The 21586-nt window shown below is 61.2% G+C and carries 20 protein-coding genes; 4 read left to right on the top strand and 16 right to left on the bottom strand.

Annotated elements, in window-relative coordinates; genetic code table 11:
* Positions 1-12: 12 nt before the first annotated feature.
* The gene (tgt, locus tag E4662_RS10385) at positions 13-1140 is read right to left on the bottom strand and encodes a tRNA guanosine(34) transglycosylase Tgt (RefSeq protein WP_136441462.1); all 1128 of its coding nucleotides are present in this window, start codon (positions 1138-1140) and stop codon (positions 13-15) included.
* A 159-nt stretch (positions 1141-1299) separates the two neighbouring features.
* Between tgt and E4662_RS10380 the strand changes: the two genes are divergently transcribed.
* From E4662_RS10380 to E4662_RS10365, 4 genes are all read left to right on the top strand, one after another.
* On the top strand, positions 1300-3033 hold the full coding sequence (locus tag E4662_RS10380; RefSeq protein WP_240705164.1) for a glycosyltransferase family 2 protein: 1734 nt from the start codon (positions 1300-1302) through the stop codon (positions 3031-3033).
* Positions 3030-4004: a glycosyltransferase family 2 protein gene (locus E4662_RS10375; protein ID WP_420819264.1), complete on the top strand. Its 975-nt coding sequence runs from the start codon at positions 3030-3032 to the stop codon at positions 4002-4004. The genes E4662_RS10380 and E4662_RS10375 overlap by 4 nt, the downstream gene beginning before the upstream one ends.
* 58 nt (positions 4005-4062) lie before the next feature.
* Entirely contained in the window at positions 4063-4530 is a 468-nt protein-coding gene (locus tag E4662_RS10370; protein ID WP_136441461.1) for a cupin domain-containing protein, read from the top strand.
* Positions 4531-4770: 240 nt separating this feature from the next.
* On the top strand, positions 4771-6189 hold the full coding sequence (locus E4662_RS10365; protein ID WP_136441460.1) for a DEAD/DEAH box helicase: 1419 nt from the start codon (positions 4771-4773) through the stop codon (positions 6187-6189).
* Positions 6190-6266: 77 nt separating this feature from the next.
* Here E4662_RS10365 and E4662_RS10360 read toward each other — a convergent pair whose 3' ends face one another.
* The 15 genes from E4662_RS10360 to E4662_RS10290 all read right to left on the bottom strand — a co-directional run bounded on the left by E4662_RS10360 (position 6267) and on the right by E4662_RS10290 (position 21435).
* Positions 6267-7934: a ribonuclease J gene (locus E4662_RS10360; protein WP_136441459.1), complete on the bottom strand. Its 1668-nt coding sequence runs from the start codon at positions 7932-7934 to the stop codon at positions 6267-6269.
* A complete protein-coding gene (locus E4662_RS10355) occupies positions 7931-8725 on the bottom strand; it encodes a type III pantothenate kinase (RefSeq protein ID WP_136441458.1) in 795 nt (264 codons plus the stop codon). The genes E4662_RS10360 and E4662_RS10355 overlap by 4 nt, the downstream gene beginning before the upstream one ends.
* Positions 8726-8738: 13 nt before the next feature.
* Positions 8739-9470 (bottom strand): biotin--[acetyl-CoA-carboxylase] ligase, encoded by a 732-nt coding sequence (locus E4662_RS10350; protein WP_136441457.1) that lies wholly within the window; start codon positions 9468-9470, stop codon positions 8739-8741.
* Between the two features lie 139 nt (positions 9471-9609).
* On the bottom strand, positions 9610-11052 hold the full coding sequence (gene nuoN / locus E4662_RS10345) for an NADH-quinone oxidoreductase subunit NuoN (RefSeq protein ID WP_136441456.1): 1443 nt from the start codon (positions 11050-11052) through the stop codon (positions 9610-9612).
* A gap of 12 nt (positions 11053-11064) precedes the next feature.
* A complete protein-coding gene (locus tag E4662_RS10340; protein ID WP_136441455.1) occupies positions 11065-12618 on the bottom strand; it encodes an NADH-quinone oxidoreductase subunit M in 1554 nt (517 codons plus the stop codon).
* Positions 12618-14693 carry an NADH-quinone oxidoreductase subunit L gene (gene nuoL / locus E4662_RS10335; RefSeq protein ID WP_136441454.1) on the bottom strand — a complete coding sequence of 692 codons (2076 nt, stop codon included), beginning with the start codon at positions 14691-14693 and terminating at the stop codon, positions 12618-12620. Before nuoL ends, E4662_RS10340 begins: the two co-directional genes overlap by 1 nt.
* 117 nt (positions 14694-14810) lie before the next feature.
* On the bottom strand, positions 14811-15116 hold the full coding sequence (gene nuoK / locus E4662_RS10330; protein WP_136441453.1) for an NADH-quinone oxidoreductase subunit NuoK: 306 nt from the start codon (positions 15114-15116) through the stop codon (positions 14811-14813).
* 129 nt (positions 15117-15245) lie between these two features.
* Positions 15246-15848, bottom strand: coding sequence for an NADH-quinone oxidoreductase subunit J (locus E4662_RS10325; RefSeq protein WP_136441452.1), 603 nt, complete (start codon positions 15846-15848; stop codon positions 15246-15248).
* Positions 15845-16252: a carboxymuconolactone decarboxylase family protein gene (locus E4662_RS10320; RefSeq protein WP_136441451.1), complete on the bottom strand. Its 408-nt coding sequence runs from the start codon at positions 16250-16252 to the stop codon at positions 15845-15847. Before E4662_RS10320 ends, E4662_RS10325 begins: the two co-directional genes overlap by 4 nt.
* 84 nt (positions 16253-16336) lie before the next feature.
* Positions 16337-16831 (bottom strand): NADH-quinone oxidoreductase subunit NuoI, encoded by a 495-nt coding sequence (nuoI, locus tag E4662_RS10315; RefSeq protein WP_136441450.1) that lies wholly within the window; start codon positions 16829-16831, stop codon positions 16337-16339.
* Between the two features lies 1 nt (position 16832).
* Entirely contained in the window at positions 16833-17870 is a 1038-nt protein-coding gene (gene nuoH, locus E4662_RS10310; protein WP_136441449.1) for an NADH-quinone oxidoreductase subunit NuoH, read from the bottom strand.
* A gap of 7 nt (positions 17871-17877) precedes the next feature.
* Entirely contained in the window at positions 17878-18249 is a 372-nt protein-coding gene (locus tag E4662_RS10305) for a hypothetical protein (protein WP_136441675.1), read from the bottom strand.
* A gap of 20 nt (positions 18250-18269) precedes the next feature.
* Positions 18270-20288 carry an NADH-quinone oxidoreductase subunit NuoG gene (gene nuoG / locus E4662_RS10300; protein ID WP_136441448.1) on the bottom strand — a complete coding sequence of 673 codons (2019 nt, stop codon included), beginning with the start codon at positions 20286-20288 and terminating at the stop codon, positions 18270-18272.
* 273 nt (positions 20289-20561) lie between these two features.
* A complete protein-coding gene (locus E4662_RS10295; protein WP_136441447.1) occupies positions 20562-20969 on the bottom strand; it encodes a DUF5333 domain-containing protein in 408 nt (135 codons plus the stop codon).
* Between the two features lie 115 nt (positions 20970-21084).
* Positions 21085-21435, bottom strand: coding sequence for a hypothetical protein (locus E4662_RS10290; RefSeq protein ID WP_136441446.1), 351 nt, complete (start codon positions 21433-21435; stop codon positions 21085-21087).
* Between the last annotated feature and the right edge of the window lie 151 nt (positions 21436-21586).

Raw genomic sequence — 21586 nt, 5'->3', positions numbered from 1 at the left:
CCTCCCTCAAAGTCACAGCGGTTCAATATCCCCAAGCGCCTGACCCGCATGGAAGTCCTCCTCCCACTGATCAAACCGCCCTTCGGCAATCGCGGCGCGCATCCCCTGCATGATCTCCTGGAAATAATGCAGATTGTGCCAGGTCAGCAGCATCCCGGCGATCATTTCATTGGACCGGTAAACATGATGCAAATACGCGCGCGAATAGCTCCGGCAGGCCGGGCATGTGCACTGCTCATCCAAGGGGCGCGGATCATCCGCATGGCGCGCGTTCTTGATGTTCACCACCCCGCGCCGGGTAAACGCCTGCCCGGTGCGCCCGGACCGCGACGGCAACACGCAGTCCATCATATCAACCCCGCGCTTGACCGCGCCGACGATGTCCCCCGGCTTGCCAACGCCCATCAGGTAACGCGGCTTGTCCTCGGGCAGGAACCCCGGCGCATAGTCGAGACAGTCGAACATCGCCTCCTGACCTTCACCAACGGCCAGCCCGCCAATCGCATAGCCGTCAAACCCGATGGATTTCAGCGCCTGGGCGCTTTCCTCACGCAGATCGCGCTCAAGCCCGCCCTGCATGATGCCGAACAACATATGTCCGGGCCGATCCCCAAAGGCATCGCGCGACCGCTGCGCCCACCGCATGGAAAGCTGCATGCTCTGCTCGATCCGCGCCCGATCCGCGGGCAAGGCCGGACATTCGTCAAAGGCCATGACAATATCCGAGCCAAGCAGCTTCTGGATCTCCATCGACCGCTCCGGGCTGAGCATATGCTTGGAGCCATCGATATGGCTTGAGAACCGCACCCCCTCTTCGGTCAGCTTGCGCAGACCCGACAGGCTCATCACCTGAAAGCCCCCCGAATCCGTCAGGATCGGCCGCTCCCAGTTCATAAACTTGTGCAACCCGCCCAAACGGTCGATCCGCTCCGCACCGGGCCGCAGCATCAAATGATAGGTGTTGCCCAAGAGGATATCCGCACCGGTCTCCCGCACGCTCTCGGGCATCATGCCCTTTACCGTCGCCGCGGTGCCAACCGGCATGAACGCGGGCGTCCGGATTTCGCCGCGCGGGGTGGAAATCACACCAAGCCGCGCCCGTCCGTTGCGCGCCTGCACTTCAAAGGATGTCTGTGTCATACCCCCCTTTGCCCCAGACAGTTTGCCTTGAAAAGCCCCCTGCTTCTTCTCTGTCCAAATATCCATCTGCAACGCCGGCCCAAAGCTCGGCCACAGGGAAGGCATAGAAAGCCCCCGCCACCGCTTGCCCAATCGGCGCCCACACGCCAAAGTAGCGCTATGAGCAGCACATACCCCGGCGGCATGCCCGCGCTTCTGGCGCAATATGAAACCCGCCGCGACGCCTTTGATTATGCCCCCGGAGAGGGGCTGCCGCCCGTGGACGTGGATCTTACGGCCCTGTCCTCGCAAGCGATTTCGGACCCCTCCGGCGACCCTGACGAAGCCCCGCCCTTCCGCTCGTCCTTCCATCGCAAACGCTTCACCCTGCGCGAAGAACTCACCGGCCTGTCGGAGCTGGCCTATCTCAACGGCATCCTCATCGCGCATCTGCGCAAGCGCGCCTGGCCGGATCACGCCCCGGCCCTTTTCTGCCGCCTTTGGGACGAGTTCGGCGCGCAGCTGATAACCGAACTGGATGCCCGCTGGCTGGTCTCTGCCGTCACCACCTTTGGCGATCACGGGTTGAGCACCACGCAGCGTAGCACGGGTCTGGCGCTCTCAACCCTCTTCGGGACGATGAAGCTCTACGAATCCGAACGGCTTTACTCCGGTCACACGCCGGACCAGCCCTTCACGCTCGACGGCAAAGCCCGCGCCAAGCTGCCGATGGAGATGGACAGCTATGCGCTCACCTCCGGCGGGCTGGACGTGAACCTGATTGCCCGGCTGTGGCAGGAGGCCGAGGCCGATCCGGTGATCGCCCCCCTTGCCCATCATCTCCTGACCCGGCTCATCGAAGACGACCGCAGCGTGATGCGCCGTCTCATGACCATGCGCCAGCGCAAGATCCGCCGCGAGACCGCGCAGCAGACCGGCTCCAACATCGCGCCCTCCCCGGCCCGCGCTGCAAAGCTGACCGAGGAGACATTGAAATGGGGGCTTGTGAGCACGGTCAAAGCGCCGCTCTCCGCCATCGCCCGGTTTGCCGCACATCACATCGAGATGGGCGCTCATGCGCTCTACATCCATCTCGATGCGCCAGACGCCAAAGCCGCAGCTTACCTCACCAAACATCCAAAAATCCATGTGACCCAATGTGATGACGCCTATTGGCAGGCCACGGGCCGCAAACGCATGGAAGAGCACCAGCGCCGGCAGGCCTATAACGCCACGCGCATCCTGCGTGACACCGGCGAGAACCTCGACTGGCTCGGCCATATCGACGTGGATGAGTTCCTGATCAGCGACGAGCCGATCGCCCGCAAACTCGCGCGCATCGGCACCAACAACGTCATCGCCCGCATTCCCCCCGTCGAAGCCCTCGCTGTCAAGAAAGGCCGCCCGACGCATTTCAAGCTGTCGCACAAGCAGGCGGGCGTCAAGAAATCCGAACTGCAGGAGATCTACCCGACCTTCGGCATGCATCTTTATGGCGGGTTCCTGTCGCATACCTCTGGCAAAGTCTTTGCCCGTACCGGCATCCCGGACACGCGGCTTGGCATTCACACGATGAAAATGGGCGGCGAGGACATCACCAACCGCATCAAGCCGCCGGGGCTTTTCCTTGCGCATTTCCACGCGCCAAACTGGGAACACTTCCGCAAGCACCTGAAATTCCGGCAGGATAAGGGATCGTATCGGCCCCGCTCTGAACGGCCCGAGCTGGGTCAGGGCGAGTTGCTCAAATTCCTGGCCGAAGAGGAAGGCGACATGGGGCTTTATACCTTCTTCGAAGAGGTCTGCGCCGACACGCGCACCTTGCGCGCACGCCTGGAGGAACGCGGTATGCTTTTGACCCATGAGTTTGACCTCGACGGGGCCGTGACCCGGGTGTTCGGGGAAAAGCCGTGAGCGACCTGCCGACATGGGGCACGGTGTCCACGATCAAAGCCCCCCTGCCGGACATTCTCGACTTCGCGGCCTGGCATTTGGAGCTGGGCGCGCATCGACTCTACATCTATCTCGACGCGCCGGAGGCCGAGACGGAGGCCGTTCTGGCGGCACATCCGAAAATCCGCGTCTGGCCCTGCGATGAGGCGTGGTGGGAGAAACGCGGCGGGCGGCCTGCCAAACACCAGGTACGGCAATGCCGGAATGCCCGCCACGCGAACAACCGCAAGCCGGAGGTGGACTGGCTTGCCCATATCGACGTCGACGAGTATCTGCTGCCCGCCTTCCCAGTAGCCGAACAACTGGCCGAGCTGGACGCCGAGACGCTTTGCGCCCGTGTCCGCCCCGTGGAAGCGCTTGCGCCTGCCCACGGCACGTCACCGCAGGACACGGTTTTCAAAGCCTTTCACCTGAACCAACGCGCCCGACAAGAGGCCGCCGAGGCTTGTTTTCCAACCTTTGGCGCGCATCTCTCAGGTGGTTTTCTGAGCCATGTGGCGGGCAAGCTGTTCTTTCGCACCGGCCTCAAAGGGCTCGACATCAAGATCCACAATGTCACGCTGGACGATGTGCAGAACCCCGGTCAGGTAGAGCTTGCCACCTGCGAGCTTGGCCATTTCCATGCGGCCAACTGGGAGCATTTCCTCTCCGCCTACCGCTTCCGCCTGACACGCGGATCCTATCGCGCCGAGTTGAAGCCGCAGGTGCGCCGGGACAATGCGCTCAACCTGCATGATCTCTTTGCCCTGATCGAAGAGAGCGGCGGCGAGGTCGCGCTGCGCGCCTTTTATGACGAGGTCTGCACCGCCACACCGGAACTTTGCGCCAAGCTCGAAGACCATGGCCTTCTGAGGCGGCGCGTGATGAACCTCGCGGGGTTGCGCCACAAGCATTTCCCTGAATACGGGTATCGGCAAATTCCAATCACGTAATGATTGATCTTCCCACAAAATCAGCCCACAAACGAGCTGATATCAGTGGGAGGACGATATGCGTATCACCAGAACTCTTGCCTGCGGGCTTGCCTTGACCGTCGCCGGAACCGCCGCCGTGGCGCACAGCTGCGAACACTCGGGCTGGGACATCACGACCAAAATCAACGGTGAAATCCCGCCGGGTGAGGTCAAAAGCCTGGTTGATACATCCATCATGGCGGACACGATCACCTCGGATGGGCAACGGCTGGTGGTGATGAAAGGCACGCGCAAGGCAGGCACACGCGTCGGCATCCACATTCACAAATTCGGCGGCCATACCTGTGTGCTCTCCGGCGCGATCACGGATTTCGTCGAAGGGCTCAATCCCGGCCTCTACCCGGCCGGCACCTGCTACTACATGCCACCCAACACGCCGATGACAGCGGCGAACCTTGGAACAGAAGATGCGGTGCTGATCGACACCTTCATTCTGCCGCCGGGCGAAGACACCATCACAATCGTCGAAACCTGCGACGAGTAAACGCGCATTCCCATGCGTTTTCGCGAAAATCCGCCCTCTCGGCACAATTTGTTAACGTTTTGGAAACGATTGACCCTGCCGAGAGCGCTGCGGAGCCTGCCCGCAATTGACCTTTTGACCAGTTTTCACTATGGGACCGGGATACGAGTCACGAACGCGGCGAAACGCGGGGCCAAACGGGCCTTGGCTCACATGGGACGCGCAGGCGATTGGATAGCTGCCTGCATTGATCGGACAGGCATGACTGACACCAATACAACACCAAAATTCGCGGATCTCAATCTGAATCCCAAGGTCCTCAAGGCCATCACCGAAGCGGGTTATGAGACCCCCACCCCCATTCAAGCCGGGGCCATCCCCCCTGCCCTCGAAGGCCGCGACGTGCTCGGCATTGCACAGACCGGCACAGGCAAGACCGCCTCTTTCACCCTGCCCATGATCACCATGCTCGCCCGTGGCCGCGCCCGCGCCCGGATGCCGCGCTCTCTGGTGCTCTGCCCGACACGGGAACTGGCGGCACAGGTGGCTGAAAACTTTGACGTTTACGCCAAGAACGTGAAGCTGACCAAGGCACTGCTGATCGGCGGCGTCTCCTTCAAGGAACAGGACCTGCTGATCGACAAGGGCGTTGATGTTCTGATCGCCACGCCCGGCCGACTGCTTGACCATTTCGAGCGCGGCAAGCTGATCCTGTCGGACGTGAAGGTCATGGTGGTCGACGAAGCAGACCGCATGCTCGACATGGGCTTTATTCCCGATATCGAACGCATCTTTGGCCTGACACCCTTCACCCGTCAGACGCTGTTCTTCTCCGCCACCATGGCGCCTGAGATCGAACGCATCACCAACACCTTCCTGTCCTCCCCGGCCCGTATCGAGGTTGCCCGTCAGGCAACCGCGTCGGAGACCATCGAACAGGGTGCCGTCTTTTTCAAAGCATCCCGCAAGGACCGCGAAGGCAGCGAAAAGCGCCGCGTTCTGCGTGGCCTCATCGATCTCGAAGGCGAGAAACTGACCAACGGCATCATCTTCTGCAACCGGAAGGTTGACGTGGACATCGTTGCCAAGTCCTTGAAAAAATACGGTTATGACGCGGCCCCGATCCACGGCGACCTGGACCAGTCACAACGCACACGCACGCTCGACAGCTTCCGTGAAGGCAACCTGGGCATCCTCGTAGCCTCTGACGTGGCCGCGCGCGGGCTTGATGTGCCCTCCGTCAGCCATGTATTCAACTACGACGTTCCCGGCCATGCCGAAGACTACGTGCACCGCATCGGTCGAACAGGCCGCGCCGGGCGCGAAGGCAAGGCACTCACCATCGTTGTGCCGCGTGACGAAAAGAATTTCGACGACGTCGAAGCGCTGATCCAAAAACAGATCCCGCGCATCGAAGCGCCGGGCAAACCGGCCCGGCCCGAGAAAAAGGACCCTGTCGCGCCCGAAGCCGCCGAGGAAACCCCGAAGCCGCGCAACACCCGCAGCCGCAACCGCCGTTCCGAAGAGGACAAGCCGAAGCCGCGCCAGGAAAACCGTCAAGACAACCGCCAGGACAAAGGTGGCCGTGGCCGCCGCGGCGGCGACAACAACGTGGTGGGCATGGGCGATCACATGCCGGAGTTCATCGCGCTGAGCTTTGAGGAACGGCGCGCCAGCTAAGCGCCCTCCCAACCAAACGAAAAAAGGACAAATGAGCGGCAGCCCATTTGTCCTTTTTCTTTTGCGATGTCAGCGCCTTACATCAGGCGACTGACAACCACGGTCACTTCCGGCTTCTTGCCGATCTCATTCTGCGACGTCTGGCGCACGATGCGGCGCAGGCCTTCTTCGATCTTGTCGTCGTCGGTCAGCGTCTTGGTGCCTGCACGGCCCAGCCACTGGCCAAGATCCTCTTCCAGAATGTCCGTCAGCGGCGCACGCGACCGGCCCATCTCTGCCAGCCCCATGACCTCGCACCACGGCTCACCAATCACTTCGTCTTCTTCGTCAATCAAAACGGTGACAATCACATGGCCGTTGAGCGCCATGCGAATGCGGTCCCGCACAATCCCATCCAGCGCGCCGATCTGCACGGTGCCATCGAGATAGGTCCGGCCCGTCTCCACGTATTCCGTCACCTTCGGCTCGTTGCCGCTGAGGTCAATCATCATGCCGTTGACCGCCAGCACCCCGGCGCGCCCCTTGGCTTCGGACAGCTTCACGTGCTCGCGCAGGTGGCGGTGTTCGCCGTGCATCGGGACCACGATCTGCGGTTTGACCACATCTTGCAGCGTTTCAAGATCGGGTCGGTTGGCATGGCCGGACACGTGATACAGACCATTGGAATCATCAACCACATCAACACCTTGCTCGGAGAGCTGGTTCATGATGCGGATCACCCCGCGCTCGTTTCCGGGGATCGTCTTGGAGGAAAACAGGAAGAGATCTCCCTCTTTCAACGTCATCCCGTTATACTTGCCCCGCGCCAGCTGCGCACTGGCCGCGCGCCGCTCGCCCTGCGATCCGGTGACCAGCAGCAAAAGGTTTTCGCGCGGGATCTGGCTCGCCTCGTCCGGCTGCACCACCTTTGGAAAGCTGTCGAGCACACCGGTTTCCACCGCCGCCTCGATCATCCGCCGCATGGCCCGGCCCATCAGGCAAATCGAGCGCCCGGCCCGTGCCCCGGCTTCCGCCAGCGTCTTGACCCGCGCGACGTTGCTGGCAAAGGTCGTCGCAACCACCATGTTCGGCGCTTCGGCCACCAGCTTTTCCACATTGGGGCCAACCTCGGCCTCCGAACGGCCGGGGTGAGGCGAGAACACATTGGTGGAATCGCAGACCAGCGCCTTCACACCGTCCTTCGAGACGTCCGCCCAAAGCTCCGGATCCCAAGCCTCGCCCACAAGCGGCGTCGTATCGAGCTTGAAATCGCCCGAATGGATCACCCGCCCCGCCGGCGTGTCGATCACCAGCGCGCTGCTTTCGGGAATGGAGTGAGAGATCGGCAGGAAGCCCACCTTGAACGGCCCCTCACTCACCGTCTCCGGCCATTTGGACGCGGTGCGCACCGCCTTGCCCTCGACACCGTATTCCTTGAGCTTGTGCCGCGCGATATTGGCAGTGAACGCCCGTGCATAGATTGGCGCGCCAAGGTCTTCGAACGTATGACCCACGGCGCCCACGTGATCCTCATGCGCATGTGTGATGAACACCGCTTCGATCCGGTTGCGGTTTTCCTTCAACCAGGTGATATCCGGCAGGATCAGGTCCACGCCCGGCGTGCCGTCCATGTCCGGGAACGTCACACCAAGATCCACGACGATCAGCCGCTCTTCCCCCGGTTTGCCATAGCCGTAGACATAGCAGTTCATGCCGATCTCACCGGCGCCTCCAAGCGGGAGGTAAATCAGTCGCTCTGTGCTCATGCCGTGCTGGCCCCTGCTTCAGTCATTGCTTTGTTATAGTCATAAATGACCGTCAGACCATGCATGGTCAGATCATCTTCGATTGTGTCGAACAGCACTTCACCGCTGGCGAAAAGCGGTGCAAGCCCGCCGGTTCCGATCACCTTCATCGGGCGACCGTATTCGGCCTTGATGCGCTCGGTGATGCCCTGGATCAGGCCCACATAACCCCAGAACACGCCGGACTGGATACAGCCCACCGTATTGGTCCCGATCACCTTGTCCGGCTGGGTGATGTCCACATGCGGCAGCGCTGCAGCGCCCTGGTGCAGCGCCTCAAGCGACAGGTTCACACCCGGCGCAATCACCCCGCCCACATAAGCGCCATCCTCGGCCACCACGTCAAAGTTCGTGGCAGTGCCAAAGTCCACCACCACGCAATCGCCGCCATGCCGCTCAAAGGCCCCCGCCGCATTGGCGAGACGATCCGGGCCCACCCCGGTTCCCGTGTCCACACGCGGCGTGATCGGCAAAAAACACTCGTTCCGGCCCACCACAAGCGGCCGGCACCCAAAGAAGCGGTCCGCAAAGACCCGCAGGTTCCAGACCACGCGGGGCACGGTTGAGGAGATCACCACATCGGTAATCTCCGCGTCGATCCCGTAGTGCGTCACCAGCGTCGAGTACCAGGTGAAATAAGCGTCGGCGGTGCGGCTGTGGTGGGTCGAGGTGCGCAGCGTGCACAGGAACTCTGTCCCGTCCCAGATCGAGAACACCGTGTTGGTGTTGCCGCAGTCGATGCAAAGCAGCATGGGCCGCCCCTTCCTAGAAAAACACGTCTGCCGCGGAAATGGCGCGGCGGGCTTCGGAGGTCTTTAGGACAAGATTACCCTGCTCGTCCACCGTCTCGAATGTTCCGCGATACGCATTGCTGCCGGTTCGGGCGATGATCTCTTCTCCAACACGGGCCGCCCGGGCGAGCCAGGCTTCGCGGATGGGCGCAAAGCCATAGGTGACAAAGGCCGCTTCGCGGACCGCATAGGCCTCGGCCAGCGCATCCAGCAGGGCTTCTGGCAACACCCGTTTGCCTGTTTCGGCGAGCAAGGACACGGGCGGAACCGCACCGGCCTCCACCTGCGCAGCCTGCGGCGCGGCAATCAGGTTCACGCCGACCCCGATGATCAGATGGCCCGCCGCGCTTTCGAGCAGGATCCCTGCCAGCTTGCCCCCGTGCAACAGCACATCATTGGGCCACTTGAGCGCCAATCCGCTGGCATCCCCAACCACGGCCTCCAACGCATCATAAAGCGCCAGTGATGCCACAAAGGACCGCAGCGCCACCACTTCGGGTGCTTCCGTCGGGCGCAGGACTAGGGACGCGGCAAAATTGCCAGCCGGATTGACCCAAGGACGCCCGCGACGCCCGCGCGCCGCCGTCTGTTTGAGACCCAGAATCCACTCCGGACCGGACAAGGACCGGGCAATGCGCGCGCCTTCCGCGCTTGTGCTGTCCACCTCGGCCAGCACCCGCCGACCATATCCCTCAGGCCACGCCATGGTCACCGTCCCCTTGTTTCTTTGTGCCTAAAATATCCCGGGGAGTCGCAGCTTTGCTGCGGCGGGGCAGCGCCCCAATACCCCCAAAAAACTGCGCCGCGCCTAAAGGCGCGGCACCGCGTAATAGCCCATAAGACGATCAGTTGACCAGCGTTGCCGCAGCCGCCTGTGCCGCGCCTTCGATGCCGAACAGGTTCACAACGCCAACCACCATGATAACGGCGGACGCCATCAGGAAGCCCCAGAGCACCGGGGATTTTCCGCCGTCCAGCGCATCCGCACGGTCTTCGCCGAAGTACATGTAGTAAACGATGCGCAGGTAGTAGAAGGCACCAATCACCGAAGCGATCACACCGGCAATCGCCAGCCACGCCATGTTGGCCTCATAGGCCGCGCGCAGCACGTAGAACTTGCCGAAAAAGCCCACCAGCGGAGGAACACCGGCGAGACTGAAGAGCAGCACCAGCATGGCCAGCGCCTTGCCCGGCTCGCGCTTCGAATACATGCCAAGCGCTTCGATATCCGTCACCGGCTGACCGTCGCGCTCCATCGACAGGATGAAGGCAAAGGTGCCGACATTCATGGTCACGTAGATCGCCATGTAGATCAGCATGGCCTGCACGCCCAGTTCTGAGCCCGCGGCCAGCCCCATCAGGGCAAACCCCATATGCGCGATTGACGAATAGGCCATCAGGCGTTTGATGTCGGTCTGCCCGATCGCCGCAACCGCGCCGTAGAACATCGACAGAACCGACAGCAGCGCCACAACCTGCCCCCAGTCATGGGTTGCGCCACCAAAGGCGTCGAACATCACGCGGGCAAACAGGCCCATTGCAGCGACTTTCGGCGCGGTGGCGAAGAAGGCCGTGACCGGCGTCGGAGAGCCCTGGTAGACGTCCGGCGTCCACATGTGGAACGGCACGGCCGAGACCTTGAAGGCGAGGCCCGAGATCAGCAGAACAAGGCCGATCAGCAGACCCACGGACAGGTGCCCGTCGCTTGTTGCCGCGATGATGCCCGCAAAGTCAGTGGTCCCGGCATAGCCGTAGATCAGGCTGCAACCGTAGAGCAGCAGGCCGGAGGACAGCGCGCCGAGCACAAAGTACTTCAGGCCCGCCTCTGTCGATTTCACCGAATCCCGACGCAGCGCAGCCACCACGTAGAGCGACAGCGATTGCAGTTCGAGCCCCATGTAAAGCGACATGAGATTGCCTGCGGAGACCATCATCATCATGCCAACCGCCGCCAGGGCCACCAGCAGCGGATATTCAAACCGCAGCAAGCCACGCGCCGACATGTAGCCTTCGCTCATCAGCAAAACCGCGGCGGCGGCCAGCAGGATGGTCACCTTGGCAAAGCGCGCAAAGCCGTCATCGATGAACATGCCGTCAAAGGCGGTGCTGCCCGGCGTGCCCACGGTGCCGATCCAGAAAGCGACCAGGACAAAGAGCCCCGCCGTGCCCCAGAGCAACGCGGAGGCCAGCTTGTCCTTGCCCGTATACACCGCGCCGACAAGCGCCAGCATGGCATAAACGGCCAGCACGATTTCCGGCAGGATGATGTTGAGATCAGCCGAGATCATTGCCCCGCCCCCTTAATGGTCTGCTTCGGCCACTTTGGCCATGCTGCCCAGATCGGCAGCGGCCACAGCCGTGTCATAGTGTTCAACCAGCGCGGCCACGCTCGGCCCGATGCGGTCAAGGATCGGTGCCGGATAGACCCCCATCCAGATCGTCATGATCACCAGCGGGGCAAAGATTGCCTTTTCGCGTGTGGTCATGTCGGTGATGGTCTTCAGGCTTTCCTTGATCAGATCGCCCATCACCACCCGGCGGTAGAGCCAGAGCGCATAGGCCGCCGAGAGGATCACCCCGGTTGTCGCCCCTGCCGCAACCCAGGTGTTGACCTGGAACACGCCCATGAGCGTCAGGAATTCACCCACGAACCCGGAGGTGCCCGGCAGGCCGACGTTGGCCATGGTGAAGAGCATGAAGATCAGCGCATAGGCGGGCATGCGGTTCACAAGGCCGCCATAGGCGTCAATCTCGCGCGTGTGCATCCGGTCGTAAATCACGCCAACACAGAGGAAGAGCGCGCCGGAGATGAAGCCGTGGCTGATCATTTGGAAGATCGCGCCATCAACCCCCTGCTGGTTTGCCGCGAAGATGCCCATGGTCACATAGCCCATGTGCGCGACGGACGAATAAGCGATGAGCTTTTTCATGTCTTCCTGCACCAGCGCCACCAGCGAGGTGTAAATGATCGCAATGACCGACAGGGTGAAGACCAGATCCTGCATCACGTCCGATCCCACCGGGAACATCGGCAGGCTGAAGCGCAGGAAGCCGTAGCCGCCCATCTTCAGAAGGATCGCCGCCAGCACGACAGAGCCTGCAGTCGGGGCCTGCACGTGGGCATCCGGGAGCCATGTGTGCACCGGCCACATCGGCATCTTCACCGCGAAGCTGGCGAAGAAGGCGAGGAAGAGCAGCGTCTGCATGCCACCTACGATGGTGATCCCGAGGACAGAGAAGCTTTCGGTGCCGAACTTGTGGTTCAAGAGAACCGTGATGTCGGTGGTGCCCGCGTCCGAATACATCGCCACCATCGCAACCAGCATCAACACAGAGCCGAGGAAGGTGTAGAGGAAGAACTTGAACGACGCATAGATGCGGTTCGCCCCGCCCCAGATGCCGATGATCAGGAACATCGGGATCAGGCCCGCTTCGAAGAACAGGTAGAAGAGCACCAGATCCAGCGCCATGAACACGCCAAGCATCAGCGTTTCAAGCAGCAGGAAGGCGATCATGTATTCCTTGACCCGCGTCTTGACGTCCCAGGAAGCCGCGATGGTCAGCGGCATCATGAAGGTGGTCAGCATGACGAAGAGTACGGAAATCCCGTCGACGCCCATCTTGTAGCTGAGGCCCAGCAGCCAGCTGCGCTCTTCGACCATCTGAAAACCGGTGTCCGAGGCATCGAACTGGAACAGGATGAAGAGCGAGATCAGGAAGGTCGCCGTGGTGGCAAAGAGGGACAGCCATTTGGCATTGCGGTTCGCCGCCTCATCATCGCCGCGCAGGAAAACCGCGAGGATCAGCGCTGCCAGAGCAGGCAGGAAGGTGACAATGGAAAGAAGGTTATCCATCAGTGCGCCCCTCCGCTGAGCGTCATCCAGGAGATCAGAACCACGATCCCGATCACCATCGCAAAGGCATAGGTAAAGATGTAGCCGGACTGTGCGCGGCCCGCGAGCCGGGTGAAGAAGGGCACGATGCCCATGGCCACGCCATTGATCGAGCCATCAATCACATCCGTGTCGCCGCGCTTCCACAGGAAGCGGCCAAGCGCCTTGGCCGGGCGGACAAAGAGGAAATCGTAGATCTCGTCAAAGTACCATTTGTTCAGCAGGAACAGGTACAGCGGGCGCTGGTTCTCGGCCAGACGCTTCGGCAGGCTCGGGTTCACGATGTAGAACAGATAGGCCATGCCAAGACCGATCAGCATCACCACGAAGGGCGAAAGCTTGACCCATGTCGGCACGTAATGCGCCTCATGCAGCACGGTGTTTTCCGGCGCGATATAGATCGCCGCCTCACCCGGTGCGCTTTCCATGACGTAGTGCAGCTCGGAAGCTTTCGGGCTGCGTTCAGCCACGGCCTCGACCAGTTCCTGCGTCGGCTCGCCATAGCTGCCGCCAAAGAACTTCACCACCTGGTTGGTCTTGCCGAAGAAGCTGCCGTACCAGATCGCCCCGGCAAAGACCGCCCCAAGCGCCAGAACACCAAGCGGGATCAGCATGACAGTCGGGCTTTCATGCGCGTGGTCATGGGTGTGCTTATCGCCGCGTGCCTCGCCATAGAAGGTGAGGAAGATCAGGCGCCAGCTGTAGAAGGAGGTGAACAGCGCCGCGATCACCAGCATCCAGAAGGCATAGCCGCCCTGGCTGCCGACAAAGGCGCTTTCGATCACCGCGTCTTTCGACGCAAACCCGGCAAAGCCGATCCAGCCGGTCAGCGGGATGCCCACCCCGGTGATGGCCAGCGTGCCAATCATCATCGCCCAGAAGGTATAGGGCAGTTTCTTGCGCAGCCCGCCATAGTTCCGCATGTCCTGCTCATGGTGCATGCCGTGGATCACGGACCCGGCGCCAAGGAAGAGCATCGCCTTGAAGAACGCGTGCGTGAAGAGGTGGAACATGGCGACCGAGTAAACGCCAACTCCCGCCGCCACGAACATGTAGCCAAGCTGCGAACAGGTGGAATAGGCGATGACGCGCTTGATATCGTTCTGCACGAGGCCAACGGTGGCTGCAAAGAACGCCGTGGTCGCGCCAAGGAAGGTGATGAACGCAGTGGCGTTTGGCGCAAATTCCATCAGCGGCGACATGCGGCACACGAGGAAGACGCCTGCGGTCACCATGGTTGCGGCGTGGATCAGCGCCGATACTGGCGTCGGGCCTTCCATCGCGTCAGGCAGCCAAGTGTGCAGGATCAACTGGGCCGATTTGCCCATCGCGCCGATGAACAGCAGCAGCGCGACAATCTCGGCGGCATTCCATGTGGTCCACAGGAAGGTCAGCTGCGTTTCGGCAATGCTCGGCGCAGCGGCAAAGACATCGTCAAAGCGGATCGAGTCCGTCAGGTAGAACAGCGCAAAGATGCCAAGCGCAAAGCCAAAGTCACCGACGCGGTTGACCACAAAGGCCTTGATCGCGGCGGCGTTGGCGCTCGGCTTGCGGTAGTAGAAGCCAATCAGCAGGTAAGAGGCAACGCCCACGCCTTCCCAGCCAAAGAACATCTGAACAAGGTTGTCAGACGTGACCAGCATGAGCATGGCGAAGGTAAAGAACGACAGGTACGCAAAGAAGCGCGCGCGGTAGCTTTCCTCACCTTCCCTGAAGTTCTCATCATGCGCCATGTAGCCAAAGCTATAAAGGTGCACGAGCGAGGAAACCGTGGTCACGACGATCAGCATGATCGAGGTCAGCCGGTCAAGCCGGATCGACCAATCGGTGCTGAGCGAACCACTTTCGATCCAGCGCAGGATCTGAATGTGCTGCGTCTCGGCCCCGTGGGTGAAGAAGACGATCCAGCTCAGGAGCGCCGCGAGGAACAGCAGACCCGTGGTCACATACTGTGCGCCCTTGATCGAAATGATCCGCCAGCCGAAACCCGCGATCAACGCGCCAAGCAGCGGGGCAAAGAGGATGATGCTCTCCATGGATCTACTCTCCATCACCGGATTCGTTGCGAGTTCTGCCTCGCAGCCAAACAACCGAAGCGCCGACGACCGCTCCGAGCAGCGCAATCAAGATATAGTTTTCGCTGGACATCCGGCTCAGCCCTTCATCACGTTGACGTCTTCCACGGCAATGGTGCCGCGGTTGCGGAAGAAGCAGACGAGGATCGCAAGGCCAATGGCGGCCTCGGCGGCGGCCACGGTGAGCACAAACAGCGTGAACACCTGTCCCGTCAGATCCCCCAGATGCGTGGAGAAGGCCACAAGGTTGATGTTCACCGCCAAGAGCATCAATTCGATGCTCATCAGCAGGATGATCACGTTCTTGCGGTTCAGGAACAGGCCGAAAATGCCGATGACAAACAGCACCGCCGCCACCGTCAGGTAATGTTCCAGTTCTATCATCTCACGTCCCTCCGGGTTTGACCCGATTGTCGTCTTTTGATGCGGTCCGCTCTCGCGGTCCGCAGTCCCGGACCTGATCCGGGACCTGTCTGTCTGTCCCGGCTTACCCGGGGTGTCGCTGTGCGCGCCTCAGAGCCCCTGCCCCGGTTTCACGTCCTTGAGTTCCATCTGCTCTTTCGGATCGCGCAGGATCTGGCTCACAATGTCCTGGCGTTTGACGTCCGAGCGGTGGCGCAGGGTCAGAACAATCGCCCCGATCATGGCGACCAGCAGGATCAGACCCGCCAGCTGGAACAGCAGGAAGTACTTGTCATAGAGGATCAGCCCGAGCGCCGCGGTGTTGTGCACATCTGCCGGTGTCGGGTTGGCCATCTGGCTGGCCGCCATCTCCGACGCTTCCCAGACGCCAAAGGCCATGGCCAGTTGCATCAGAAGCACCAGACCGATCAGCAGGGCAAGCGGCATATATTGCGCCATCTCCGCCTTCAACTCGGCAAAATCGATGTCGAGCATCATCACCACGAAGAGGAAAAGCACCGCCACCGCGCCCACGTAGACGATGATCAGCAGCATGGCGACAAATTCCGCCCCCATCAGCACGAACATCCCCGCCGCCGACAAAAAGGCAAGGATCAGCCAGAGCACCGAGTGCACCGGGTTGCGCGAGATGACCGTGAACAGGCCCCCGGCAATGACACCCAACGCAAAGAGATAGAAAGCAAAGGCGATCATGTCTCGTCATCCTTTTTGTCTTCCATGACAGATTTGGCCATATCCATGGCGCGCGTCATGGCAGGAATACCGGCGAACATCGACATCTGGGCGATGGTCTCGGCAATCTCTTCTTTCGTGGCCCCGGCCTCCAGCGCATGGCGCACCGTCATGCGAAACGGCGTTTCCGCCTGTGCACCCTGCATGGTCAGCCCTGCAAGAGTCAGCAAAAGGCGGGTCTTGGCGTCGAGCCCTTCCTTGGAAATCCCCTTGCCGAACCACATCTCCATGGCGTCTTTCGGCATGGTGGGCCACATCTTCTCGAAGCCCTTGGGATCAAACGAAGACAGCGCCGGGTTGAAGGCCTTCGCCATCTCCTGCGCCTGCTCCATCATCAGCTCAAACGGGGTTTTGGGGTCAGACATTTTCGCCTCCACGCTCGCCGCTTGCTCCACCAAGGATTTTCGAAAATCCTTGGCAAAAATCTTCAAAGATTTTTGCGGAACAAATCATCGGTACGGTGCATCCAGTTCGAGGTTGCGGGCAATCTCGGCCTCCCAGCGATCCCCGTTCGACAGGAGTTTTTCCTTGTCATAGAACAGCTCTTCACGGGTTTCGGTCGAGAATTCGAAATTCGGCCCCTCAACAATCGCATCCACCGGGCAAGCTTCCTGGCAGAATCCGCAGTAGATGCACTTGGTCATGTCGATATCATACCGCGTGGTCCGGCGGCTGCCGTCCTCGCGTGGCTCGGCATCAATGGTGATCGCCTGCGCCGGGCAGATTGCTTCGCAGAGTTTGCAGGCAATGCAGCGCTCTTCCCCGTTGGGATAACGGCGCAGCGCGTGCTCACCGCGGAACCGCGGGCTGAGCGGGCCTTTTTCGTGCGGGTAATTCAGCGTCGCCTTGGGCGCAAAGAAATACTTCAACCCCAGCTTGAAGCCTTCGATGAAGTCAAACAGCAGGAAATACTTGGCCGCGCGGCCGTAGTCGATATTGGCCATCTTATCCTCCTACGCTCCAGCGGGCATACGCCCCGAAGAACCAGCCGAATTTTGCCGCGAAGGCGACGAAGACCACCCAGACGAGGCTGAACGGAAGGAACACTTTCCAGCCCAGACGCATCAATTGGTCATAGCGGTAACGCGGCGTGATCGCCTTCACCATTGCGAAGATGAAGAAGAAGAACGCCATCTTCGCCACCATCCACAGCGCGCCGTCCGGCAGGCCGGGGATCGGCGAGAGCCAGCCGCCGAAGAACAGCAGCGAAGTCAGCGCGCACATCAGGAAGATGGCGATGTACTCGCCTGCCATGAACAGCAGGAAGGGCGTTGCGGAGTATTCCACCTGGTAGCCCGCGACGAGTTCCGATTCCGCTTCCGGCAGGTCGAACGGTGGGCGGTTGGTTTCCGCCAAGGCGCTGATGAAGAAGAGGAAAACCATCGGGAAGTGCGGCAACCAGTACCACGAGAAGAAGCCAAGACCCCCGTCCTGCGCCCGCACGATATCGCCGAAGTTCATCGACCCGGTCGAGATGATTACGCCGATGATGATCAATCCGATGGACACCTCATAAGAGATCATCTGCGCCGCAGAGCGCAGCGAGCCGAGGAACGGATATTTCGAGTTCGACGCCCATCCGCCCATGATCACGCCGTAGACCTCAAGCGAGGACATGGCGAAGACGTAGAGAATGGCGACGTTGATGTCGGAGATCACCCAGCCGTCCGCAAAGGGGATCACCGCCCAGACGATCACCGCCAGAACAAAGGAGGTCATCGGCGCCAGCATAAAGACCGGACGGTCTGCACCAGCGGGGATCACCACCTCTTTTACAACGTATTTCAGCGCGTCAGCCACGGATTGCAGGATGCCGTAAGCCCCAACAACGTTCGGGCCGCGCCGCATCTGCACAGCCGCCCAGATCTTGCGGTCGCCATAGACGAGGAACAAGAGTGAGACCATGACAAAACCCAGCACGGCGAGGCATTGCGCGAAGATAATCACAAAAGTGCCTAGGGGCGTGGAAAAGAAGTCTGCCATCGGGTCCTCACACCATCGGTATTCCGTTTTCGGCACAGGCCAGCGCGACAACTTCCGCGTCGATGGTCCTCAGCCCCTCGGGCAGCGCGGCGGAGATGGTGTAAACCGCATCCCCGCGCCAAATGCCGCCCTCTTCCGTCACATTGGTCCGCAGGTGCCGGGCAAAGCCGTACCCCCGGATCAATGCATATTGCGCCGCGGCGCATTCGGCGTAGTCCGCCACATCCGTTTTGCCGCGCGCACCGCGCATGGCCACGTCAAACTGCACCAACTCGCCTTCCAGAAGGCGGGTTTCAATGCCATCGTAAACCGGGGAAAACGCCCCCGTCTGCGGTGTTGTGCATGCACACACCGCACCCGCCAGGCTGATCAGGCTTATGGTCAACCAGGCCTTCAAGATCACTCAGCCGCCATCGCCGTATTGCGCCGATCCTTGGCGTTGCGCGACAGCTCCGCCATCACCTCGCTTGCGCGCGCAATCGGGTTGGTCAGGTAGAAGTCCTTGATCGCATAGCGGAAATCCGCATCCCCGAGCGCGCCTGCCGGTTCAGCCTGCCAGTCGTTTTCCGGCACGCTGTCGATCTGCGCCAGATGCGGGACCTCAGCCACCAGCGCCTGCCGCAGTCCGGCAAGGCTGTCCCAGGGCAGCGTCGCACCCAGCTCACCGGACAGCGCACGCAGGATTGCCCAGTTCTCCTTGGCCTCGCCCGGCGCAAACCCGGCGCGCAGCGCCAGTTGCGGGCGGCCTTCGGTGTTGACGAAAAGCCCCTGCTCTTCGGTATAGGCCGCGCCCGGCAGGATCACGTCAGCGCGGTGCGCGCCGCGATCCCCGTGGGAGCCTTGGTATATGACAAAGGCCCCTTCGCCGATTTCAAGCTCATCCGCGCCAAGGTTGTAGATCACATCAGCGGATTGCACCGCTTCCATGCCCTTGTCGTTGACCGCCCCGATGTCCAGCGCCCCCACGCGGCTCGCCGCCGTGTGCAACACCATGAACTTCGACGATCCGGCCTGCGCCATCTGCATCGCCGTGCCAAGCACCGCCGCGCCATCCGCTTCGGTCAGAGCGCCCTGACCAAGGATCATGACACCTTTGACGCCGTCCTTGTCCGCGTGATCCTGTTTGGACAGGCTGTCGAGCGCTGCCCGCCCTGTCCCCAGTTCGATCACATCGTAGGTCAGATCCACCTCCGGACCGATCCGCGCCACCTTGGCACCGCGTGCCCAGGCTTTGCGAATGCGCGCATTGAGCACCGGCGCTTCGTCGCGCGGGTTGGTGCCGATCAGCAGAATCATGTCTGCCTCGTCGATGTTTTCGATCGACGCGGTGCCGACATAGCCGGAGCGGTTACCCGCAGGCAGTTTCGCCCCGTCGGTGCGGCATTCAACAGCGCCGCCCTGCCCTTCGATCAGGGACTTGAGAGAATAGGCCGCTTCAACAGAGGCCAGATCCCCAACAAGACCCGCCAAAGACGTCGCGCCCTTGATGGCCTCGGCGGTCTTGGCCAGAGCTTCACCCCAGCTTGCCGGACGCAGCTTGCCGTTCTCGCGGACATAAGGACGGTCCAGTCGCTGGCGGCGCAAGCCGTCCCACACGAACCGTGTCTTGTCCGAAATCCATTCTTCGTTCACGCCGTCATGGTTGCGCGGCAAGAAGCGCATGACTTCGCGCCCCTTGGTATCCACGCGGATCGACGATCCCAATGCATCCATCACATCCACGGACTCGGTCTTGGTCAGCTCCCAGGGCCGCGCCGTGAAGGCATAGGGCTTGGAGACCAGCGCGCCAACCGGACACAGGTCGATGATGTTGCCCTGCAGGTTCGAGTCGAGCGTCTCGCCAAGGTAGGAGGTGATCTCCGCATCCTCACCGCGCCCGGTCTGACCCATCTGGGTGATCCCGGCGACTTCCGTCGTAAAGCGCACACAGCGCGTGCAGGAAATGCAGCGCGTCATATGCGTCTCGACCAGCGGACCAAGATCCAGATCGGTCACCGCGCGCTTCGGCTCGCGGAAGCGAGAGAAATCAACGCCATAGGCCATGGCCTGATCCTGCAGATCACACTCGCCGCCCTGATCGCAGATCGGGCAATCGAGCGGGTGATTGATGAGCAGGAACTCCATCACCCCTTCGCGCGCCTTCTTCACCATCGGCGAATTGGTTTTCACCACGGGTGGCTGGCCTTCGGGGCCGGGGCGCAGATCGCGGACCTGCATGGCGCAGGAGGCGGCGGGTTTCGGCGGGCCGCCAACAACCTCAACCAGACACATGCGGCAGTTGCCCGCGATGGAAAGTCGTTCGTGGTAACAGAAGCGCGGCACCTCGATTCCGGCGACCTCACAGGCCTGAATCAAGGTCATGGCCCCGTCTACCTCCAGCTCGTTGCCGTCGATGACGATCTTGCGCAAATCTGTCATGCCCATGCCCTTCAGTTATCGTGCCTAGGGTCGGCTCCGGCGTGCCAAACATGCGCATTGGCGTTGCGGGCCGAGGTCCCGTCACTCCTAGCGTGTACGCTTGGAAGTTACCAGCGTATATCCTAGGCACAGGCGTGAAAAATCGCCGCAATCCCGGTGATTTAATGCACATTTGTGAATACGTTAAAGCGCCGGGATTGCATGATAATATGCAAAAGGCCGATCCTGTGGGATCGGCCCTAATCTGATAGATTCTCTCGGATTTCCGCCGGTTTAGCGGAGCAGCACACCGATCGCCGTGCCCTTGGCAATCTGCCGCTCGCCAAAGGCGCAGAGCGCAGCCGCGTTGTCCGCATCCACGCCCTGACCGGCCAGATAGGCCGAGGCCTTCGCCCGCATGCGTTTCTTTTCCGTTTTCGAGGTCACGTAGTCCTCGATTTCCTCTTCCGAATACCCCAGTTCTCCAGCGCGGCTCTCCAGCGCCTTGATCGTGGAATAGGCTCGAATCATACGGGCGCTGATCCCGTCGCAGGTCTTTCTGATCTCATCGGCGATGGCGATGGCCATCAAACCATTGTCAATTTCAGCAACATCCCTGAGCGGCGGTTTCGCCGCGAGGGATTGCCCCGCCAGACCCAACCCAAGGGCCAGCACCAGTACTCTTTTCGAAATCGGACGCATCACTGCCGCCTCCTTGCTCGATATCACAGGTCAAGACATGGGGGCATGGACTGCTGTTATACAATAGCAGCGCAGCAAATCCCTGAATTTCAGCGGTTTTCCGCGAAACCCCGGATCAGATGTCCAGGCAAGTTCCGACAAATGTCAGCGTATCATCTTCGATCTGCAACGCTTCGCGCGGCGTATCGGGACCGCTCGCCCAGTCAATATCGGACGTGCCGAAATACCGGATGCAGTGCTGAATGCTCTCGTACCGCGCGGCTTCAATCGCCCCGTCCAGCGAGGCGGACACGGGACGGGCCGTCGCGACAAAGGAAGCCCGGTTCCCCCGCTCGGACTTGGCGGCGGTCCGATAGCGTTGGCCGTCGAAAACCTCCGGGTTCTGACCAAAGCCAAAGCGATCATTGATGCTGCTGCACCCAGCCGCGGACAAAGCCAATGCGCTCAACAGGACGACACGGATCATAACACTCTGCTCCCTCGCACCACCCAAGGTGCTGTTTGGTCTTCGCCCTAGGCGACTTTGCGGCGCAGTTTCGCCACTCCAGCCGGAATGGTCAAGCAATCAGAACGCCAAACGGCGGGTCGCGCGCACCTGCCCGGCCAGTAGAAAATCA

Source organism: Pacificoceanicola onchidii, from assembly GCF_004804335.1.
GTDB lineage: Bacteria > Pseudomonadota > Alphaproteobacteria > Rhodobacterales > Rhodobacteraceae > Pacificoceanicola > Pacificoceanicola onchidii.
Note: the sequence above shows the minus strand (reverse complement) of the source record. Positions and strands in the feature narration are given on the sequence as shown.

Excerpts from the sequence above, each read along its gene's own strand:
- E4662_RS10355 (WP_136441458.1), bottom strand. The coding sequence starts at position 8,725 with ATGCTGCTTTGCATCGACTGCGGCAACACCAACACGGTGTTCTCGATC.
- E4662_RS10380 (WP_240705164.1), top strand. The coding sequence starts at position 1,300 with ATGAGCAGCACATACCCCGGCGGCATGCCCGCGCTTCTGGCGCAATAT.
- nuoH (WP_136441449.1), bottom strand. The coding sequence starts at position 17,870 with ATGGCAGACTTCTTTTCCACGCCCCTAGGCACTTTTGTGATTATCTTC.
- E4662_RS10295 (WP_136441447.1), bottom strand. The coding sequence starts at position 20,969 with ATGCGTCCGATTTCGAAAAGAGTACTGGTGCTGGCCCTTGGGTTGGGT.
- E4662_RS10365 (WP_136441460.1), top strand. The coding sequence starts at position 4,771 with ATGACTGACACCAATACAACACCAAAATTCGCGGATCTCAATCTGAAT.
- nuoG (WP_136441448.1), bottom strand. The coding sequence starts at position 20,288 with ATGACAGATTTGCGCAAGATCGTCATCGACGGCAACGAGCTGGAGGTA.
- E4662_RS10290 (WP_136441446.1), bottom strand. The coding sequence starts at position 21,435 with ATGATCCGTGTCGTCCTGTTGAGCGCATTGGCTTTGTCCGCGGCTGGG.
- nuoK (WP_136441453.1), bottom strand. The coding sequence starts at position 15,116 with ATGATAGAACTGGAACATTACCTGACGGTGGCGGCGGTGCTGTTTGTC.
- tgt (WP_136441462.1), bottom strand. The coding sequence starts at position 1,140 with ATGACACAGACATCCTTTGAAGTGCAGGCGCGCAACGGACGGGCGCGG.
- E4662_RS10370 (WP_136441461.1), top strand. The coding sequence starts at position 4,063 with ATGCGTATCACCAGAACTCTTGCCTGCGGGCTTGCCTTGACCGTCGCC.
- E4662_RS10320 (WP_136441451.1), bottom strand. The coding sequence starts at position 16,252 with ATGTCTGACCCCAAAACCCCGTTTGAGCTGATGATGGAGCAGGCGCAG.
- nuoN (WP_136441456.1), bottom strand. The coding sequence starts at position 11,052 with ATGATCTCGGCTGATCTCAACATCATCCTGCCGGAAATCGTGCTGGCC.
- E4662_RS10360 (WP_136441459.1), bottom strand. The coding sequence starts at position 7,934 with ATGAGCACAGAGCGACTGATTTACCTCCCGCTTGGAGGCGCCGGTGAG.
- nuoI (WP_136441450.1), bottom strand. The coding sequence starts at position 16,831 with ATGGCCAATATCGACTACGGCCGCGCGGCCAAGTATTTCCTGCTGTTT.
- E4662_RS10350 (WP_136441457.1), bottom strand. The coding sequence starts at position 9,470 with ATGGCGTGGCCTGAGGGATATGGTCGGCGGGTGCTGGCCGAGGTGGAC.
- nuoL (WP_136441454.1), bottom strand. The coding sequence starts at position 14,693 with ATGGAGAGCATCATCCTCTTTGCCCCGCTGCTTGGCGCGTTGATCGCG.
- E4662_RS10340 (WP_136441455.1), bottom strand. The coding sequence starts at position 12,618 with ATGGATAACCTTCTTTCCATTGTCACCTTCCTGCCTGCTCTGGCAGCG.
- E4662_RS10325 (WP_136441452.1), bottom strand. The coding sequence starts at position 15,848 with ATGATCGCCTTTGCTTTCTATCTCTTTGCGTTGGGTGTCATTGCCGGG.